Below are 16,081 nucleotides of genomic sequence, written 5' to 3'. Positions count from 1 at the left end.
GCGCGACCGGCCACAGAGCGGACAGGGCCGGAGGGGGCCTGCCGACGTTTGACGGGCGGCGTCAATTGAGTGGCAGCGGCACCCCGTGGATTCGTAATGTTCGGAGCGTCGGTGGGCCACTTACCTCCCCCGGCTTCATCCACCGTGCGTCCCTGGGGGGAACCCGTATGTCTGCCACCGGTCTCGGTCGGGCCACCCGTGCCACCCGGGAAACCGTCTCCGGGCTCCCCAGGGAGTTCTGGTGGCTGTGGACCAGCACCCTGGTCAACCGACTGGGCGGGTTCGTCGCCACGTTCATGGCCCTCTATCTGACCCTGGACCGGGGCTACTCGGCCTCGTACGCCGGTCTCGTGGCCGCCCTCCACGGCCTCGGCGGGGTCGTCTCCTCGCTCGGGGCCGGGGTGCTGACCGACCGCATCGGGCGGCGGCCCACCATGCTCGCCGCCCAGCTCTCCACCGCCGCCTCGGTCGCCGTGCTCGGTTTCATGACGCATCCGGTGGCCATCGCCGGGGTCGCCTTCCTCGTCGGCATGGCGAGCAACGCCTCCCGCCCGGCGGTCCAGGCGATGATCGCCGACATCGTCCCCGCGAAGGACCGGGTGCGGGCCTTCTCGCTCAACTACTGGGCCATCAACCTCGGCTTCGCGGTCTCCTCCGCAGGCGCCGGCTTCGTCGCGGAGTACAGCTACCGCGCGGGCTTCCTCGGCGAGGCCGCGATGACCCTCGTGTGCGCGATCGTCGTCTTCATGAAGGTGCCGGAGTCCCGCCCGGAGCGCACCGCCCCGGCCGTACCCGGCGGGGTGCCCGCCGACGACGGCGTACGGCTCTCCACCGTGCTCCGCGACGGACGGTTCATGGGCGTCGTCGGCCTGTCGTTCGTGATCGCGCTGATCTTCCAGCAGGGCTACGTGGGCCTGCCGGTGGCCATGGGCGCGGACGGGCTCAGCAGCTCCGACTTCGGTACGGCGATCGCCGTCAACGGCGTCCTCATCGTCGTGCTCCAGATCCCGGTCACCCGGTTCATCCATAGCCGCGACCCGCGGCGGCTGCTCGTCGCCTCGTCGCTGCTCGCGGGGTACGGCTTCGGGCTGACGGCCTTCGCGGGCTCCGTCGGGGTGTACGCGCTGACCATCAGCGTGTGGACGGTCGCCGAGATCATCAACGCGCCCGTGCAGAACGGCCTGGTCGTCCGGCTGTCCCCGGCCCACGGCAGGGGCCGCTACCAGGGCATGTACACGCTGTCCTGGTCGGCCGCCGCGCTCATCGCCCCGCTGATGTCCGGTGTGGTCATCGACCACTTCGGCGCCGGCTGGCTGTGGGCGACCACCGCACTCCTGGGCACGCTGGCCTCCGCCGGCTACTGGCTGCTCATGCGCGGCCTGCCGGCGGCGGAGACCGCGGTGACGGAGACCGCCGCCCCGGCGCGGCCGGCCGGGGCACGGGTCACGAAGGCGGAGGCGTCACCCTCGTAACCCGTACGGCCGGCGGCGTCAGCCGGAGCAGCCCCCGCACTGGCACGGCGCCCCGGACTGGCAGCCGCACCCGCAGCCCGAGCCGCAGCCGCAGGCGCCGAGCACGGTCAGCGGCACCACCTCGGCGGGGGCCTCCCGCTCAGGTTCGGTCATGGGGGAATCGGCCATGGCTCCTCCTCAAGGCGTACGACAGGGCCGCACGCCCACCGAGGGGCCCGCGACCCGGGGCGTACGGACACGTCGTGCCGCCCCGACTCATTGCATGCCCACCCGGACGGGCGCATCAACGGCGCACACGCGCAGGAACGTGTGTACGAGCCGTGCGCGCGGGCGTGCGCCCTGCCACCGAGCGCCCCGCCCTTCCCGCGCCGGGCCCCTCCTAAGCCCCGTCGACCGGACCGGGCTGCTGGATCTCGTCCGCGTGCTCTCCCGTCACCAGGTAGACCACGCGCTTCGCCACCGACACCGCGTGGTCCGCGAACCGCTCGTAGTAGCGGCCGAGCAGCGTCACGTCGACGGCCGTCTCGATGCCGTGCTTCCACCGGTCGTCCATCAGGTGCTGGAACAGCGCGCGGTGCAGCAGGTCCATCTCGTCGTCGTCCTGCTCCAGCTGGAGCGCGAGGTCGACGTCCTTGGTGACGATCACCTCGGCCGCCTTCGCCATCAGGCGCTGCGCGAGCTGGCCCATCTCCAGGATGGTGGCGTGCAGGTCGTGCGGGACCGCGGACTGCGGGAAGCGCAGCCGGGCCAGCTTGGCGACGTGCTGGGCGAGGTCGCCCGAGCGTTCCAGGTCCGCGCTCATCCGCAGCGACGTCACCACGATCCGCAGATCGGTCGCCACCGGCTGCTGGCGGGCCAGGAGCGCGATGGCCCGCGCCTCCAGCTCGTGCTGGAGGTCGTCCACCTTCTGGTCGGCGGCGATCACCGACTCCGCCAGCTTCAGATCGGCGTCGAGCATCGCCGTCGTCGCCCGGCCTATCGCCGAGCCGACGAGCCGTGCCATCTCGACCAGGCCCTCGCCGATCGAGTCGAGTTCCTCGTGGTACGCGTCACGCATGGGTGTCCCTCTCCAGTCCTTGACCGAGGCCGGGGCCCGCCGACGACCGGCTCCGAACCCCACGCCACCACCGTGACGGGCGTACGCGTCGGATTCCGACCGGCCAAGTGAACCGGCACTTGCCCCTCGGTGAACTCTGGGCGACGAGTGGCCGAGGAGGCCCCCGGACGGCTGGGAGAGTGTCCGACGTGCCGCATAACCTGGACACATGGACGTGAACGCGGCGGTCGCCGCAGCTGCCGCGATCGCCGGTGTCGGTACCGGCGTGATCGCCATGCTGGCGTTCCGCTGGAGCGAGCGCGACCAGAAGAAGCCGACGCGCACCTCCCTGCGGTCCGACAGCGGCGCCCCGCTGCCCCCGGGCGTCGACACGGTCCTGTCCGTGCTCAGCTCCTCCGCGGTGGTGCTGGACGAGAGCGACAGCGTCGTCAAGGCCAGCTCCGCCGCCTACGCGCTGGGGCTCGTCAGGGGCGGCCGGCTCGCCGTCGAGCCGATGCTCAACATGGCGCGGGACACCCGCCGCGACGGCGAGATACGCCAGGTCGAACTGGACCTCCCGCGCCGCGGCACCGGCCGGGGCGAGGCGCTGGCGGTTTCCGCGCGGGTCGCCCCGCTCGGCTCCCGGCTGGTGCTGCTGCTCGTCGAGGACCTCACCGAGGCCCGCCGCATCGAGGCGGTCCGGCGCGACTTCGTCGCCAACGTCAGCCACGAGCTCAAGACACCGACCGGCGCCCTGTCCCTGCTCTCGGAGGCCGTGCTGGACGCCTCCGACGACCAGGAGGCCGTGGAGCACTTCGCCCGCCGCATGCAGATCGAGGCGACCCGGCTCACCAACCTCGTCCAGGAGCTGATCGACCTCTCCCGGGTGCAGAACGACGACCCGCTGGAGGACGCCGAGCCGGTCCGCGTGGACGAGCTGGTCGCCGAGGCCATCGACCGCTGCCGCCAGCAGGCCGGTTCCAAGCAGATCACCATGGCCGCCGGCGGCACCGCCGACCTGCGGATATGGGGGAACCGGGGCCAGCTCGCCGCCGCGCTGGGCAACCTGGTCGAGAACGCCGTCAACTACAGTCCCGCCCGCACCCGCGTCGGCATCGCCGCCCGCCGCGTGGTCGTGCCCGGCGGGGACGAGATCGAGATCGCCGTGACGGACCAGGGCATCGGCATCTCCGAGAAGGACCGGGAACGGGTCTTCGAGCGCTTCTACCGCGTCGACCCGGCCCGCTCGCGCGCCACCGGTGGTACGGGCCTCGGCCTGGCCATCGTCAAACACGTGGCCGCCTCGCACGGCGGGGAGGTCACCGTGTGGAGCTCGGAGGGACAGGGCTCCACCTTCACCCTGCGGCTGCCCGAAGCGGGCTCCGCACGCGGCCGGGACCGTGTGTCCGGCGGCCCGCTCATCGTCAACGGCGACGAGGCGTCCCACCCGGACGCCACCCCCGACTCCTTCGATTCCTTCCCTTCCCCGGAGGCCCTTCCGTGACCCGAGTGCTTGTCGTCGAGGATGAGGAATCCTTCAGCGACGTCCTGTCCTACATGCTCCGCAAGGAAGGCTTCGAGGTCGCCATCGCGGCCACCGGGCCCGACGGCCTGGACGAGTTCGAGCGCAACGGCGCGGACCTCGTACTGCTCGACCTGATGCTGCCCGGACTCCCCGGCACCGAGGTCTGCCGCCAGCTGCGCAGCCGCTCCAACGTGCCCGTGATCATGGTCACCGCCAAGGACAGCGAGATCGACAAGGTCGTCGGCCTGGAGATAGGGGCCGACGACTATGTGACCAAGCCGTTCTCCTCCCGCGAGCTCGTCGCCCGCATCCGGGCCGTGCTGCGCCGGCGCGGCGAGCCCGAGGAGGTCGCCCCCGCCGCCCTGGAGGCCGGACCGGTCCGCATGGACGTCGACCGGCACGTGGTCACGGTGTCCGGCGGCAAGGTCGACCTGCCGCTGAAGGAGTTCGACCTGCTGGAGATGCTGCTGCGCAACGCGGGCCGGGTGCTGACCCGGATGCAGCTCATCGACCGGGTCTGGGGCGCGGACTACGTGGGCGACACCAAGACCCTCGACGTCCACGTGAAGCGGCTGCGCGCCAAGATCGAGCCGGACCCGGGCGCGCCCAGGTACCTGGTGACGGTGCGGGGCCTCGGGTACAAGTTCGAGCCGTAGGCCGGCCCGTACGCACATGACATGGCCGAGGCGCCTCCCCCGGCGGGGAAGGCGCCTCGGCCGTGTGTGGCTCGGGGTGCGGCTCAGCCGGGCTGGCCGGACTCGGAGGCCGAGGACGAGGCCGAGGCCTCGCCGGACGGGCTTCCGGAGGCGTCCGGCGACGCGGAGCCGGACGGCGAGGCGTCGGGCGTCTGCGACGGCTCGGGCAGCGCGCTGGGGCCGAAGCCCTTGAAGTAGTGGGTCGCCGGGACGACGGAGGCGCCCAGCGAGATGTCGCCCGAGCGGCTGAACTTGAAGACCAGCGGCTGCACGTTGCCGTTCTTCGTGGCTTCATCGCCGTTCTCGATCACGGCGGAGGCGTTGCCCTGGCCGCCCAGGATCACCCGGCCGCCGGCCGGGACGACGACCGGACCCGAGCCCTCGGCGGGGTGCAGCTGCACGGTGCCGCTGCCGCCCTTCAGGGTGATGGAGTCCAGGGTCTCCGGCTTGGAGCCGTTGTTGAACAGCGTGGCGGTGACGACCGCCGGGCCCTTGGCCTCGCGCTCGGGCTGGGTGATGACGTTGGCGTTCTGGATCTTGATGTCGCCGGACCGGGTGGAGGCGTTGTCCGGGCGGACTTCGAGCGTCTGCGCGTTGTTGCCCGCACCGCATGCGGTGAGCGCGGTGATCGAGAACGCGATGGCAGTGGCGGCGAGGGCGCCGTGTCGAAGGCTGCGGCTCACGGCGGCGGCAACTCCTTGAACGTTCGGACGGTACGGACGGGTCGGGCGCCTGGGGTAAAGCCGCCCTAAGGGTCTGTCAGCGGTCAGGTTACCGAGCCCTCCTCGCCGCCCCGCACCCGACCCGCCCCTGACGGGCCCGTGATCGGGGGGCCCGGACACGTACGGACATTCGCAGTCCCTTCACATAACGCGCTTGATCAAATTCCGGCCATGCGTTCGCCCCGGGCTTCCTGGCTGTTCACGGACGGTGGCGCATTCATTGCGCATAATCCCCGGCGAGGCCGTACGTTGATCAATTTCATTGGCCATCGGCACTTACGTCCGAACGAGTGATCCATCACCGAACGGGCTACGGAATGTTCAGTCAGCGGAACCCGACAAAACGGGACGTTCGGCCCCTTCGAAGGGGGCGGGAGGGTGTGTAACGTCCGCGTTTCCGTGCCGCCGGACAGCCGCTCCGACCTGCGAATACCGTCTTCCGCGGGCCCTCCGCAGCACGTCCCTGTCTCTCTTGTCAAGCCCCGAGATATGCCCTGACCTGCGAAAACGCCATTCAGGAGTAGCGATTCTCGTGTTACGCTTGATAGCCACGGAAGGGGTACCTGTCACATGACGTTCAAGGTTGGCGACACCGTGGTCTATCCCCATCACGGGGCCGCGCTGATCGAGGCTATCGAAACTCGCCAGATCAAAGGCGTGGACAAGACCTACTTGGTGCTCAAGGTCGCTCAGGGCGACTTGACGGTGCGTGTGCCGGCGGACAATGCGGAGTTCGTGGGCGTGCGCGACGTAGTCGGGCAGGAAGGGCTGGACCGCGTCTTCGAGGTGCTGCGCGCACCGTATGCCGAGGAGCCGACGAACTGGTCCCGGCGCTACAAGGCAAATCTCGAGAAGCTCGCGTCCGGCGATGTCATCAAGGTCGCCGAAGTCGTTCGCGACCTGTGGCGTCGTGAGCGTGAGCGCGGACTTTCCGCAGGTGAGAAGCGCATGCTCGCCAAGGCGCGCCAGATCCTGGTGAGCGAGCTCGCCCTCGCGGAGAACACCAACGAGGACAAGGCCGAGGCTCTCCTCGACGAGGTCCTCGCATCCTGAACCGGATGGCACCGGTCGTCACGACCGGATCGCACCGGCCGTAGATAATGTGCCGCGGTGCCCGCTGACCAGCTGTATTCACGCTGTGTCGTCGGGCGCTGCGGCATGTCCGGACCGCAATCGAACGGCGAATTCCGGCCACTTGCCGGCGGTCCCCCGGTACACGTCCTTGGTACGTTGCTCGCGATCTTGCTGAACCGGCGTGCGAGACCGACCCCGAACGGCCGCGGCGTGTCCCGGCTCGCCCGGGGTCACGGAAAGGGTCCCGGTCGAGTCGTGGCGCAGCGCCCCGGCTCGCTTGTGGCCATACCCACGTCGGCCGTGGACACAAACATGCCGAAGCCTCGGAGTGCAACCGATGTCTGAACAACCGCGTCCCTCCCGCACGGCCGCCGTGATCCCCGCGGCCGGCCGCGGCGTACGACTCGGCCCCGGCGCCCCCAAGGCGCTCCGCGCGCTCGGCGGGACGCCCATGCTCGTCCACGCCGTCCGCGCCATGGCGGCCTCCCGGCACGTGTCCCTGGTCGTCGTCGTCGCACCGCCCGAAGGCGTCGCCGAGGTCCGCACCCTCCTGGACGAGCACGCCCTGCCGGAGCGCACCGACTTCCTCGTCGTGCCCGGCGCCGACACCCGCCAGGAATCCGTGAAGCGCGGCCTCGACGCGCTCCCCGACACCGTCTCCGCCGTCCTGGTGCACGACGCGGCCCGGCCCCTCGTCCCCGTGGACACCGTCGACGCCGTCGTCGAGGCCGTACGCGACGGCGCCCCCGCCGTCGTTCCCGCCCTGCCGCTCGCCGACACCGTCAAGGAGGTCGAGCCGGGGGCCCCCGGCGCGCCCGAGCCGGTGCTCGCCACCCCCGTCCGCGCCCGGCTCAGGGCCGTACAGACCCCGCAGGGCTTCGACCGGGCCACCCTGCTCCGCGCCCACGAGCAGGTCGCCGTCAGCGGCGAGGGCGCGACCGACGACGCGGGCATGGTCGAACAGCTCGGCGCGCCCGTGGTCGTCGTCCCCGGACACGAAGAGGCGTTCAAGGTCACCCGGCCCCTGGACCTGGTCCTGGCCGAAGCCGTACTCGCACGCAGGAGGGCCAACGATGGCTTCTGAGACCCCCGGGCCCGGCCGGGCCCCCGCGCCGGTGATCCCGCTCGTCGGCATCGGCACCGACATCCACGCCTTCGAAGAGGGCCGTGAGCTGTGGTGCGCCGGTCTGCGCTGGGACGGCGAGGGCCCCGGTCTGGCCGGCCACTCCGACGCGGACGTCGTCGCCCACGCCGCGTGCAACGCGCTCTTCTCCGCCGCCGGTCTCGGCGACCTCGGGCAGCACTTCGGCACCGGGCGCCCCGAGTGGTCCGGTGCGGCCGGGGTCACCCTGCTCACCGAGGCCGCCCGCATCGTCCGCGCGGCCGGGTTCGAGATCGGCAACGTGGCCGTCCAGGTCGTCGGCGTGCGCCCGAAGATCGGCAAGCGGCGCGAGGAGGCGCAGCGGGTGCTGTCCGACGCCGTCGGCGCCCCCGTCTCGCTGTCCGCCGCCACCTCCGACGGGCTCGGCTTCACCGGGCGCGGCGAGGGCATCGCCGGCCTCGCGACCGCCCTCGTCTACCGCACCGGCTGACCCGTGCGCGCGAGCGGTCGTGCCCGCCCCCGTAACAACTGCGCCCGCAATATCCACAGGGGCGCGGGGCACTGGTGCGGGCCCACTACCCTTGAGGGGTGACTATTCGCCTGTACGACACCAGCGCCCGGCAGATCCGTGACTTCGTCCCGCTCACAGCGGGCTGTGTCTCGATCTACCTCTGTGGCGCTACCGTCCAGGCCGCCCCGCACATCGGGCACATCAGGTCCGGGCTGAACTTCGACATCATGCGCCGCTGGTTCACGTACCGCGGCTACGACGTGACGTTCGTCCGGAACGTCACGGACATCGACGACAAGATCATCGCCAAGTCCGCCGAGCAGGGCCGCCCCTGGTGGTCCATCGGTTACGAGAACGAGCGGGCGTTCAACGCGGGCTACGACGCGCTCGGCTGCCTGCCGCCCAGCTACGAGCCGCGCGCCACCGGGCACGTCCCGGAGATGATCGAGATGATGCGGGGCCTCATCGAGCGCGGCCACGCGTACGCCGCCGACGGCAACGTCTACTTCGACGTGCGCTCGTTCCCGGGGTACCTGGAGCTGTCCAACCAGGAGCTGGACGATCTGCGCCAGCCCTCCGGCGAGGGCGAGACCGGCAAGCGGGACCAGCGCGACTTCGCCATGTGGAAGGCGTCGAAGCCCGGCGAGCCCAGCTGGGAGACGCCCTGGGGCCGCGGCCGCCCCGGCTGGCACCTGGAGTGCTCCGCCATGGCGCACAAGTACCTCGGCACCGCCTTCGACATCCACGGCGGCGGGATCGACCTGATCTTCCCGCACCACGAGAACGAGATCGCCCAGGCCAAGGCGTTCGGCGACGACTTCGCGGGCTACTGGGTGCACAACGGCTGGGTCACCATGTCCGGCGAGAAGATGTCGAAGTCGCTGGGCAACTCCGTCCTCGTCAGCGAGATGGTCAAGGCCTGGCGCCCCATCGTCCTGCGCTACTACCTGGGCACCCCGCACTACCGGTCCATGATCGAGTACAGCGAGGAGGCCCTGCGCGAGGCCGAGTCGGCGTTCGCCCGCATCGAGGGCTTCATCCAGCGCGTCACCGAGAAGGCCGGGGAGACCGTCGCGCCCGCCGGCGAGGTGCCGCCCGCCTTCGCCGACGCCATGGACGACGACCTCGGCGTGCCGCAGGCGCTCGCGATCGTGCACACCACGGTCCGCCAGGGGAACTCCGCCCTCGCCGCCGACGACAAGGAAGCCGCCGTCGCGCGCCTCGCCGAGGTCCGCGCCATGCTCGGCGTCCTCGGCCTCGACCCGCTGGACGACCACTGGGCGGGCGAGAGCGACCGCGGCGACGACCTCCACGGCGTGGTGGACACCCTGGTCCGCCTCGTCCTCGACCAGCGGCAGTCCGCGCGCGCCCGCAAGGACTGGGCCGCCGCCGACGCCATCCGCGACCAGCTCAACCAGTCCGGACTCGTCATCGAGGACAGCCCGTCCGGCCCCCGGTGGACACTCGGCCCGCGCCAGTAGCCACCACATGCCGCCCGGTCCGCCGGGCGGCACACTGCACTTATACGTACGCACGACCGAAGCAACGAAACAGGTAGGTCATGGCCGGGAACAGCCAGCGCAGGAACCGCCGCACGTCCAACAAGAAGGGCGCCACGGTCGGCAGCGGTGGCCAGCGACGCCGGGGCCTCGAAGGCAAGGGCCCCACCCCGCCCGCCGAGCAGCGCAAGAAGCACAAGAAGAACCGCATCGCGACCGCCAAGGCCAAGCAGGCCGCCAACCGCCGCCCCGCCCCCCGGCGCGGCGGCGTCAAGGGCACCTCGGAGATGGTCGTCGGCCGTAACCCGGTGTACGAGGCCCTGCGCGACGGCGTCCCCGCCACCACGCTCTACGTCCAGCAGTACATCGACAACGACGAGCGCGTCCGTGACGCCCTCCAGCTCGCCGGTGAGCGCGGCAACATCAACCTCATGGAGGCCCCGCGCCCCGAGCTCGACCGCATGACGGGCGGGCTCAACCACCAGGGTCTCGTCCTCCAGGTCCCGCCCTACGAGTACGCCGACCCGCAGGACCTCCTCGAAGCCGCGTACGACAACGGCGAGGACCCGCTGATCGTCGCTCTCGACGGCGTCACCGACCCGCGCAACCTCGGCGCGATCGTCCGCTCCGTCTCCGCCTTCGGCGGTCACGGCGTCGTCGTCCCCGAGCGCCGCGCGGCCGGCATGACCGCCGGCGCCTGGAAGTCCTCGGCCGGCACCGCCGCCCGCACCCCCGTCTCCAAGGTCACCAACCTGACCCGGGCCCTCGAAGCGTTCAAGAAGGAGGGCATCGCGGTCGTCGGTCTCGCCGCCGACGGCGAGCACACCGTCGAGGACCTCGAAGCGCTCGGCGGGCCTGTCGTCGTCGTCATCGGCAGCGAGGGCAAGGGCCTCGGCCGCCTCGTCGGCGAGACCTGCGACTACCGCGTCCGCATCAACATGCCGGGCGGCGCCGAATCGCTCAACGCCGGTGTCGCCGCGGGCATCGTCATGTACGAGGTCGCGCGCCGCCGCGCCTGACCGGACCCGGTCCCAGGGACCGCACGGGGGCGCGCGCGCACGTGCACGCGCCCCCGCGCAACCCCCCACCACCTGTTGACGGGTCTCGGACACCTTCGGCACGGTCAAGGCAGTGTCCTAATCACACATCACTCGGTTAGATGAGTGTGGACACCAGAACGCCTCGGTTCGACGAACTACCCGCCCTGAGCATGACCAAGGTGGACTGCGACCCTGCGCAGGTCATCGTCAACCACGCCAGCTTCCGGGTGCAGCTCGCCCCGGGCCAGCGCGCACGGCTGCGCGGTGTGACCCCCGCCGGCGCGCCCAGGATTCCCGCCATGAGCGCCCCCGGAGCCGGACGCGGCCGGCGCGCCCCCGTCGTCTGGAGCGGCAAGTCCGCCCCCGGCGACCCCGGCGCGACCGGACTCCTCCAGGCCGTGCGCAACTCGACGGCCGGCCACCCCGACACCGCGTACGACCCCTACGATCCGTACGCCTCCTACGAGTTCGACCAGGGGCGCGGCGGAGCCGGCACCCAGGTCATCCCGCGCCTCGACGAGTCCCCGCTCGAAGAGACCCAGCCGAACCCCGTCATCGGCGCACCCCGCTCCGGCGGTCCCCTGCTGCCCCCCATGCGCCGCGCGGTCGGTGCCTACGACCCCGTCGACCCCGGGCCGTACGACCCGGACGGCTACGACGAGCGGGGCCCCTACGACGACGAGCCCGCCGTCGACCTCACCGACGAGGAGGCCAGCGGCCGGCGCCAGGGCGGCGCCGACGACGTGCGCCACGCGTACTACCCGGGCCGCCGGATGAACCTCGGCGTCGTGCTCCTGCCGATGCGGGTCTTCCTCGGCTTCATCTCCATCTACGCCGGCATGGGCAAGCTCTGCGACCCCGTCTACTTCGACGGCGGCGAGCGCGGCTCGATGGTCAAGTGGCTCAACTCGCTCCACCCGTGGGCGCTGGCCGAGCCGCTGCGCGAGTTCGCCCTGTCGCACCCCGTCGGCGCCGGGCTCTCGATCGCCTTCCTCCAGGTCGTCGTCGGTGTCCTGACCGTCCTCGGGCTCTGGCAGCGCGTCGCCGCCACCGTCGGCGCCCTGCTGTCCGCCGCGCTCCTGGTCACCGTCAGCTGGCGCACCGTCGCCGCCTACGACGCGCCGGACATCATCTACCTCGCCGCCTGGAGCCCCCTGATCATCGCGGGCGCCCCCGTCTATTCCGTCGACGGGCGGCTCGCCGGGGAAGCCTGGCGCAAGCTCGGGCCCCGCTCGGAGATCTGGGACCTGCGCCGCCGCGTCCTGCGCCGGGGCGCGGTCGTCGCCAGCGTCGTCGTCGGCCTCACCCTGCTCATCGGCTCCGTGCTCGGCGGCGCCGTCCGCTCCACGGAGGTCGTCACCGTCCCCGGCCCCCACGGCGTCCCCACCAACCAGCTCCCCGGCTCGCCCCTCCCCGACAAGTCCCGCAAGGGCAAGGCGTCCAAGAGCCCCACCGGCGACCGGCCCACGCCCTCGCACAGCACCGCACCGCACACCCCGTCGGCCGACGCCTCGACCCCGTCCTCGGACAGCGTGCGCGAGACGGGCCAGGCGGCGGGCGCGAGCACCGGACAGCCCAGCCAGACCCAGGGCACCGGCCAGCAGCCCCCGCAGCAGACCACGCCCCAGCAGCCGCCCGCCACCAGCTCCGGCCCCAGCTCGTCCGGGACCACCGGCACCGGCGGCGGCTCGACCACCGGCGGTACCGACCCGGCCCCCGGCGCCGGCTCGGGCGGCGGCGACGGCGGCAGCGGCGGCCGCAACCCGATCGGCGGCCTCCTCGGCTGACGGCGGACGCCCACACGGGAACGGGGCGGGCCCGGAGGAAATCCTCCGGGCCCGCCCCGTTCCCGTACGCCCTACCGTCCGTCCAGCTCCTTGGCGGCTTCCGTCAGGTCCTTCGCGGTGTCGATCGCCCGCCAGTACGCCCCGTGCGGCAACGGATAACCGGCCAGCCGGCGTTCGCGGGCCAGCCGGGGGAACGTGGTCCGCTCGTGGTCGCCGCGGTCCGGCAGCATGTCCGTGAAGGCGGGGGAGAACACGTACACCCCGGCGTTGATCAGATACGGCGACGGCGGCGCCTCGATGAAGTCGGTGATGTGCCCGAACGCGTCCGTCTCCACCGCGCCCCACGGAATCCGGGGCCGCGCCAGCGCGAGGGTCGCGGTCGCGTCGCGCTCCGCGTGGAACGCCGCCATCTCGCGCAGCGAGAACCGCGTCCAGATGTCCCCGTTGGTCGCGTACCACGGCTCGTCCGGCTCGGGCAGCCGCGCCGCCGCGTACTTCAGGCCGCCACCGCGGCCCAGCGGCTCGGACTCCACCACCGTCGTCACGCGCAGCGGCAGCACCGCGTCGGCCAGCCACTCCTGCAGCACCTCGGCCAGATGCCCGCACGACACCACGGCGTCCGTCACGCCCTCGGCGGCCAGCCAGGAAAGCTGATGGCCGATGATCGGCGTCCCGGTGCCCGGGATCTCGACCATCGGCTTGGGGCGGTCATCGGTATACGGGCGCAGCCGTGACCCCTGGCCACCCGCCAGGATCACGGCCTGCGTCGGAAACGTATGCATGCCAGGCACGATAAGCCGTGCCCGGCAGCGGGAAGCGTCGCGTCGGTCAGCTGAACTGGGCGACGCCGGAGGCGAACGAGGTGTCGCAGACGGGGCGCGAGAAGCGGTGCGCGCGCGTCGGGCCGTACTTGTCGACCGCGGCTTTGCCCAGGGTCTTCGCGATGGACATGCAGTGCTTGGCGAGCGACGGGCGTCCCTCGACGGCGCGCTGGAGCTCCGTCAGCGCGACACCCGGGTCCTTGGCGCGGAGCTCCTGGAGGAGCCGGTCACGCAGGATGTCCTGCGGGGCGCGCGGCTTGACGGCGGCCTCGGCACCCTTTGCGTCGGGGACGCTACGGGCCGACGCGGCGAGGAGCTGCGAGTCGGAGTTGCTGGTTGCCCACGGCACGGCGGTGACCGCGAGGGTCCCGGACAGCACCATGACGACGGGCAGTACGAAAGCGAGAGTTCGGCCGATACGGCGCACGGTGTGGGTCACGCAGCGAGCGTAGCGGCCGGTGATGACGCAGCGACATTACGTCACCCTCGCGAGGGATGGTTCGAGTGTGCTTTTCGAATCACGTGTTGACGAACGGAAGCGAAATGACCGTTCTGGCGGGGAATTCGCCCTCCGGCGCTTCAAACGCCTGCCGGGCTTCGAACCGTGCCCGGAACGCGCGGTGGCCCCGCACGATCCTCGTGCGGGGCCACCGTACAGCGTGTGCGACGTCAGTCGGTGAGGCGCTCACCGGTCGACGTGGCGAAGACGTGCAGCTCGTCCGGGCGGGGCACGACGTGCAGCGTGGTGCCCTTCTCCGGGACGGCGCGGCCGCCGACGCGGACGACCAGGTCCTTGTGCTCGCCACCGACCTCGGCGGCACCGTAGACGAAGCCGTCGGCGCCGAGCTCCTCGACCACGTTGACCGAGACGGCCAGGCCGGCCGGGGCGTCCGAGGAGTCCTTGGTGAGGGACTTCGCGGCGGCACCGCCGTGCTCGACGATGTCGAAGTGCTCGGGGCGGATGCCGACCGTGACGGTGGTGTCGCCGCGGTTCGCGGCGGCGGTCAGCGCCTCGCGGGAGACCGGGACGACGCTGTTGCCGAACTTCACGCCGCCGTCGGTGATCGGGACCTCGACCAGGTTCATCGCGGGGGAGCCGATGAAGCCGGCCACGAAGAGGTTCGCCGGCTTGTCGTACATGTTGCGCGGCGAGTCGACCTGCTGGAGGAGACCGTCCTTGAGGACCGCGACGCGGTCACCCATGGTGAGGGCCTCGACCTGGTCGTGCGTGACGTACACGGTGGTGATGCCCAGGCGGCGCTGGAGCGAGGCGATCTGCGTACGGGTGGAGACACGAAGCTTGGCGTCGAGGTTCGACAGCGGCTCGTCCATGAGGAAGACCTGCGGCTCACGCACGATCGCGCGGCCCATCGCCACACGCTGGCGCTGACCACCGGAGAGCGCCTTCGGCTTGCGGTCCAGGTACTGGGTGAGGTCCAGCATCTTGGCGGCCTCTTCGACCTTCGCCCGGATGTCGGTCTTGTTCACACCGGCGATCTTGAGCGCGAAGCCCATGTTGTCCGCGACGGTCATGTGCGGGTACAGGGCGTAGTTCTGGAACACCATGGCGATGTCCCGGTCCTTCGGGGGCAGGTGCGTGACGTCGCGGTCACCGATGCGGATGGCACCGCCGTTGACGTCCTCGAGACCCGCGAGCATGCGGAGCGAGGTGGACTTGCCACAACCGGAGGGACCGACGAGGACGAGGAACTCACCGTCCGCGATGTCGATCTCGAGCTGGTCGACCGCGGGCTTCGTGGAGCCGGGGTAGACGCGGGACGCCTTGTCGAACGTGACACTGGCCATGCTGATTCTTCTCCTCCACCGGCAGGAACGTGCCGGACGATCCGTTGTAAGGGAGTGGTCTGGTCCATCGGAGTGAACCTGCAAGGACGCTACCTGGCGGTTTCGGATCTGTCAGTAGTTCCCCGGCTGTGAAATTTCTGCATGGTGCCGGGGGCCGGGTTGGTTAGACTGCTCCGGCACGCCTCCTTAGCTCAGCTGGCCAGAGCAACGCACTTGTAATGCGTAGGTCGTCGGTTCGAATCCGACAGGGGGCTCCACCGCCAGGCCGGTCTTCCCCGGCCTGGTTTTTTTCATGCCTCGCTGCGTCCGGGCGTTCCGCGTCGCGTCAGCGGACAGCACCCCAGCCCGATCAGCGCCGCCGTCAGGTGGCCGATGTCCGTGAAGGTCGGGTTGGTGATCAGGGGGACCGTGTAGATCACCAGGACCGCGAAGAGGTACGCCGGGCGCCAGGGGCGGGGGACGTAGTAGGTGAGGACCGCGACCATGCCGGCCAGGGCGTAGCTGACGCCCACGTCGAGGGCGTTGGCGGCGGAGGCCGGGGCGTGGCCGTGGCGGATGGCCCAGGCGAGGATGCCTTCGCTGACGAGGGTGGCGAGGACGTGGGCGGTCGCGGCGACGGCGAGCCAGCGCGGCGTGCCGAGGCGGCGTTCGGCGGGGGCGTGGAAGACGGTGTACAGGACGGCGTAGGGGAGCCATCGTCCGCTGTCGATCCAGAAGGCGCTGGTGATGAGGACGCGGACGGGGTTGCGGGAGAGCTCGTCGATGTTGGTGGAGCGCCGGCGGAGGAACTCCTGCTCGAACGCCGGTGACATCTGGTGGACGATCACCGTGGTGACGAAGAGGGCGGCCAGCCAGAGGTACGTGCCGGGGGCGCTGCGGATCCAGGAGCGGAGGGCGCGGAGCAGCCGCCCGGCGGGGGCGGTGCGGAGCCGGGCGGGCGGGTCTGGGTGGCCGGAGGGCATGCCCGATTGACGCACGCTCCTACGATCGC

Annotated in this window: 16 protein-coding genes and 1 tRNA gene; 10 read left to right on the top strand and 7 right to left on the bottom strand. The window is 71.4% G+C overall.

The features are described 5' to 3' along the window. Positions 1 to 167 precede the first annotated feature (167 nt). Positions 168 to 1,472 carry an MFS transporter gene (locus tag AB0L33_RS09405; RefSeq protein ID WP_365679251.1) on the top strand — a complete coding sequence of 435 codons (1,305 nt, stop codon included), beginning with the start codon at positions 168 to 170 and terminating at the stop codon, positions 1,470 to 1,472. A gap of 18 nt (positions 1,473 to 1,490) precedes the next feature. On the opposite strand, the gene AB0L33_RS09400 is transcribed toward AB0L33_RS09405, so the two are convergent. After that, positions 1,491 to 1,640, bottom strand: a complete 150-nt coding sequence (locus AB0L33_RS09400; RefSeq protein ID WP_185992863.1) for a hypothetical protein — start codon at positions 1,638 to 1,640, stop codon at positions 1,491 to 1,493. Between the two features lie 211 nt (positions 1,641 to 1,851). After that, on the bottom strand, positions 1,852 to 2,529 hold the full coding sequence (gene phoU / locus AB0L33_RS09395) for a phosphate signaling complex protein PhoU (protein WP_365679249.1): 678 nt from the start codon (positions 2,527 to 2,529) through the stop codon (positions 1,852 to 1,854). Between the two features lie 208 nt (positions 2,530 to 2,737). Here phoU and AB0L33_RS09390 point away from each other — a divergent pair, with 208 nt between their 5' ends. Next, complete coding sequence (locus AB0L33_RS09390; protein ID WP_365679247.1) at positions 2,738 to 4,012, top strand: ATP-binding protein; 1,275 nt, start codon at positions 2,738 to 2,740, stop codon at positions 4,010 to 4,012. Further along, positions 4,009 to 4,689, top strand: coding sequence for a response regulator transcription factor (locus tag AB0L33_RS09385; RefSeq protein ID WP_365679245.1), 681 nt, complete (start codon positions 4,009 to 4,011; stop codon positions 4,687 to 4,689). The genes AB0L33_RS09390 and AB0L33_RS09385 overlap by 4 nt, the downstream gene beginning before the upstream one ends. Before the next feature lie 83 nt (positions 4,690 to 4,772). On the opposite strand, the gene AB0L33_RS09380 is transcribed toward AB0L33_RS09385, so the two are convergent. Then, entirely contained in the window at positions 4,773 to 5,411 is a 639-nt protein-coding gene (locus tag AB0L33_RS09380) for a DUF461 domain-containing protein (protein WP_365679243.1), read from the bottom strand. 609 nt (positions 5,412 to 6,020) lie between these two features. Between AB0L33_RS09380 and AB0L33_RS09375 the strand changes: the two genes are divergently transcribed. From AB0L33_RS09375 to AB0L33_RS09350, 6 genes are all read left to right on the top strand, one after another. Further along, on the top strand, positions 6,021 to 6,503 hold the full coding sequence (locus tag AB0L33_RS09375; protein WP_006380568.1) for a CarD family transcriptional regulator: 483 nt from the start codon (positions 6,021 to 6,023) through the stop codon (positions 6,501 to 6,503). Positions 6,504 to 6,861: 358 nt separating this feature from the next. Next, positions 6,862 to 7,608 carry a 2-C-methyl-D-erythritol 4-phosphate cytidylyltransferase gene (gene ispD / locus AB0L33_RS09370; protein ID WP_365679241.1) on the top strand — a complete coding sequence of 249 codons (747 nt, stop codon included), beginning with the start codon at positions 6,862 to 6,864 and terminating at the stop codon, positions 7,606 to 7,608. Next, positions 7,598 to 8,116 carry a 2-C-methyl-D-erythritol 2,4-cyclodiphosphate synthase gene (gene ispF, locus AB0L33_RS09365; RefSeq protein WP_365679239.1) on the top strand — a complete coding sequence of 173 codons (519 nt, stop codon included), beginning with the start codon at positions 7,598 to 7,600 and terminating at the stop codon, positions 8,114 to 8,116. Before ispD ends, ispF begins: the two co-directional genes overlap by 11 nt. A gap of 98 nt (positions 8,117 to 8,214) precedes the next feature. Next, on the top strand, positions 8,215 to 9,618 hold the full coding sequence (gene cysS / locus AB0L33_RS09360; protein ID WP_365679237.1) for a cysteine--tRNA ligase: 1,404 nt from the start codon (positions 8,215 to 8,217) through the stop codon (positions 9,616 to 9,618). A gap of 80 nt (positions 9,619 to 9,698) precedes the next feature. Then, complete coding sequence (rlmB, locus tag AB0L33_RS09355) at positions 9,699 to 10,655, top strand: 23S rRNA (guanosine(2251)-2'-O)-methyltransferase RlmB (RefSeq protein ID WP_073964753.1); 957 nt, start codon at positions 9,699 to 9,701, stop codon at positions 10,653 to 10,655. Positions 10,656 to 10,795: 140 nt separating this feature from the next. Next, positions 10,796 to 12,463: a DoxX family membrane protein gene (locus AB0L33_RS09350; RefSeq protein WP_365679235.1), complete on the top strand. Its 1,668-nt coding sequence runs from the start codon at positions 10,796 to 10,798 to the stop codon at positions 12,461 to 12,463. Between the two features lie 71 nt (positions 12,464 to 12,534). Here AB0L33_RS09350 and AB0L33_RS09345 read toward each other — a convergent pair whose 3' ends face one another. From AB0L33_RS09345 to ugpC, 3 genes are all read right to left on the bottom strand, one after another. After that, positions 12,535 to 13,245 carry a nucleotidyltransferase family protein gene (locus AB0L33_RS09345; RefSeq protein WP_365679233.1) on the bottom strand — a complete coding sequence of 237 codons (711 nt, stop codon included), beginning with the start codon at positions 13,243 to 13,245 and terminating at the stop codon, positions 12,535 to 12,537. A 46-nt stretch (positions 13,246 to 13,291) separates the two neighbouring features. After that, positions 13,292 to 13,723: a hypothetical protein gene (locus AB0L33_RS09340; protein ID WP_365679231.1), complete on the bottom strand. Its 432-nt coding sequence runs from the start codon at positions 13,721 to 13,723 to the stop codon at positions 13,292 to 13,294. 230 nt (positions 13,724 to 13,953) lie between these two features. Further along, on the bottom strand, positions 13,954 to 15,090 hold the full coding sequence (gene ugpC / locus AB0L33_RS09335) for a sn-glycerol-3-phosphate ABC transporter ATP-binding protein UgpC (RefSeq protein WP_365679230.1): 1,137 nt from the start codon (positions 15,088 to 15,090) through the stop codon (positions 13,954 to 13,956). A gap of 180 nt (positions 15,091 to 15,270) precedes the next feature. On the opposite strand from ugpC, the gene AB0L33_RS09330 reads away from it, so the two are divergent. After that, positions 15,271 to 15,347 (top strand) — tRNA-Thr (locus tag AB0L33_RS09330). 33 nt (positions 15,348 to 15,380) lie between these two features. On the opposite strand, the gene AB0L33_RS09325 is transcribed toward AB0L33_RS09330, so the two are convergent. Further along, complete coding sequence (locus tag AB0L33_RS09325) at positions 15,381 to 16,052, bottom strand: rhomboid-like protein (RefSeq protein ID WP_365679444.1); 672 nt, start codon at positions 16,050 to 16,052, stop codon at positions 15,381 to 15,383. Positions 16,053 to 16,081: the final 29 nt, after the last annotated feature.

The organism is Streptomyces sp. NPDC052299, assembly GCF_040679335.1.
Taxonomy (GTDB): Bacteria; Actinomycetota; Actinomycetes; order Streptomycetales; family Streptomycetaceae; genus Streptomyces.
This window is presented reverse-complemented; position numbering and strand designations above follow the sequence as displayed.

Coding starts and splice junctions, on each gene's coding strand:
- AB0L33_RS09405 (WP_365679251.1), top strand. CDS start 168: ATGTCTGCCACCGGTCTCGGTCGGGCCACCCGTGCCACCCGGGAAACC.
- AB0L33_RS09400 (WP_185992863.1), bottom strand. CDS start 1,640: ATGGCCGATTCCCCCATGACCGAACCTGAGCGGGAGGCCCCCGCCGAG.
- phoU (WP_365679249.1), bottom strand. CDS start 2,529: ATGCGTGACGCGTACCACGAGGAACTCGACTCGATCGGCGAGGGCCTG.
- AB0L33_RS09390 (WP_365679247.1), top strand. CDS start 2,738: ATGGACGTGAACGCGGCGGTCGCCGCAGCTGCCGCGATCGCCGGTGTC.
- AB0L33_RS09375 (WP_006380568.1), top strand. CDS start 6,021: ATGACGTTCAAGGTTGGCGACACCGTGGTCTATCCCCATCACGGGGCC.
- ispD (WP_365679241.1), top strand. CDS start 6,862: ATGTCTGAACAACCGCGTCCCTCCCGCACGGCCGCCGTGATCCCCGCG.
- ispF (WP_365679239.1), top strand. CDS start 7,598: ATGGCTTCTGAGACCCCCGGGCCCGGCCGGGCCCCCGCGCCGGTGATC.
- rlmB (WP_073964753.1), top strand. CDS start 9,699: ATGGCCGGGAACAGCCAGCGCAGGAACCGCCGCACGTCCAACAAGAAG.
- AB0L33_RS09350 (WP_365679235.1), top strand. CDS start 10,796: ATGAGTGTGGACACCAGAACGCCTCGGTTCGACGAACTACCCGCCCTG.
- AB0L33_RS09345 (WP_365679233.1), bottom strand. CDS start 13,245: ATGCATACGTTTCCGACGCAGGCCGTGATCCTGGCGGGTGGCCAGGGG.
- ugpC (WP_365679230.1), bottom strand. CDS start 15,090: ATGGCCAGTGTCACGTTCGACAAGGCGTCCCGCGTCTACCCCGGCTCC.
- AB0L33_RS09325 (WP_365679444.1), bottom strand. CDS start 16,052: ATGCCCTCCGGCCACCCAGACCCGCCCGCCCGGCTCCGCACCGCCCCC.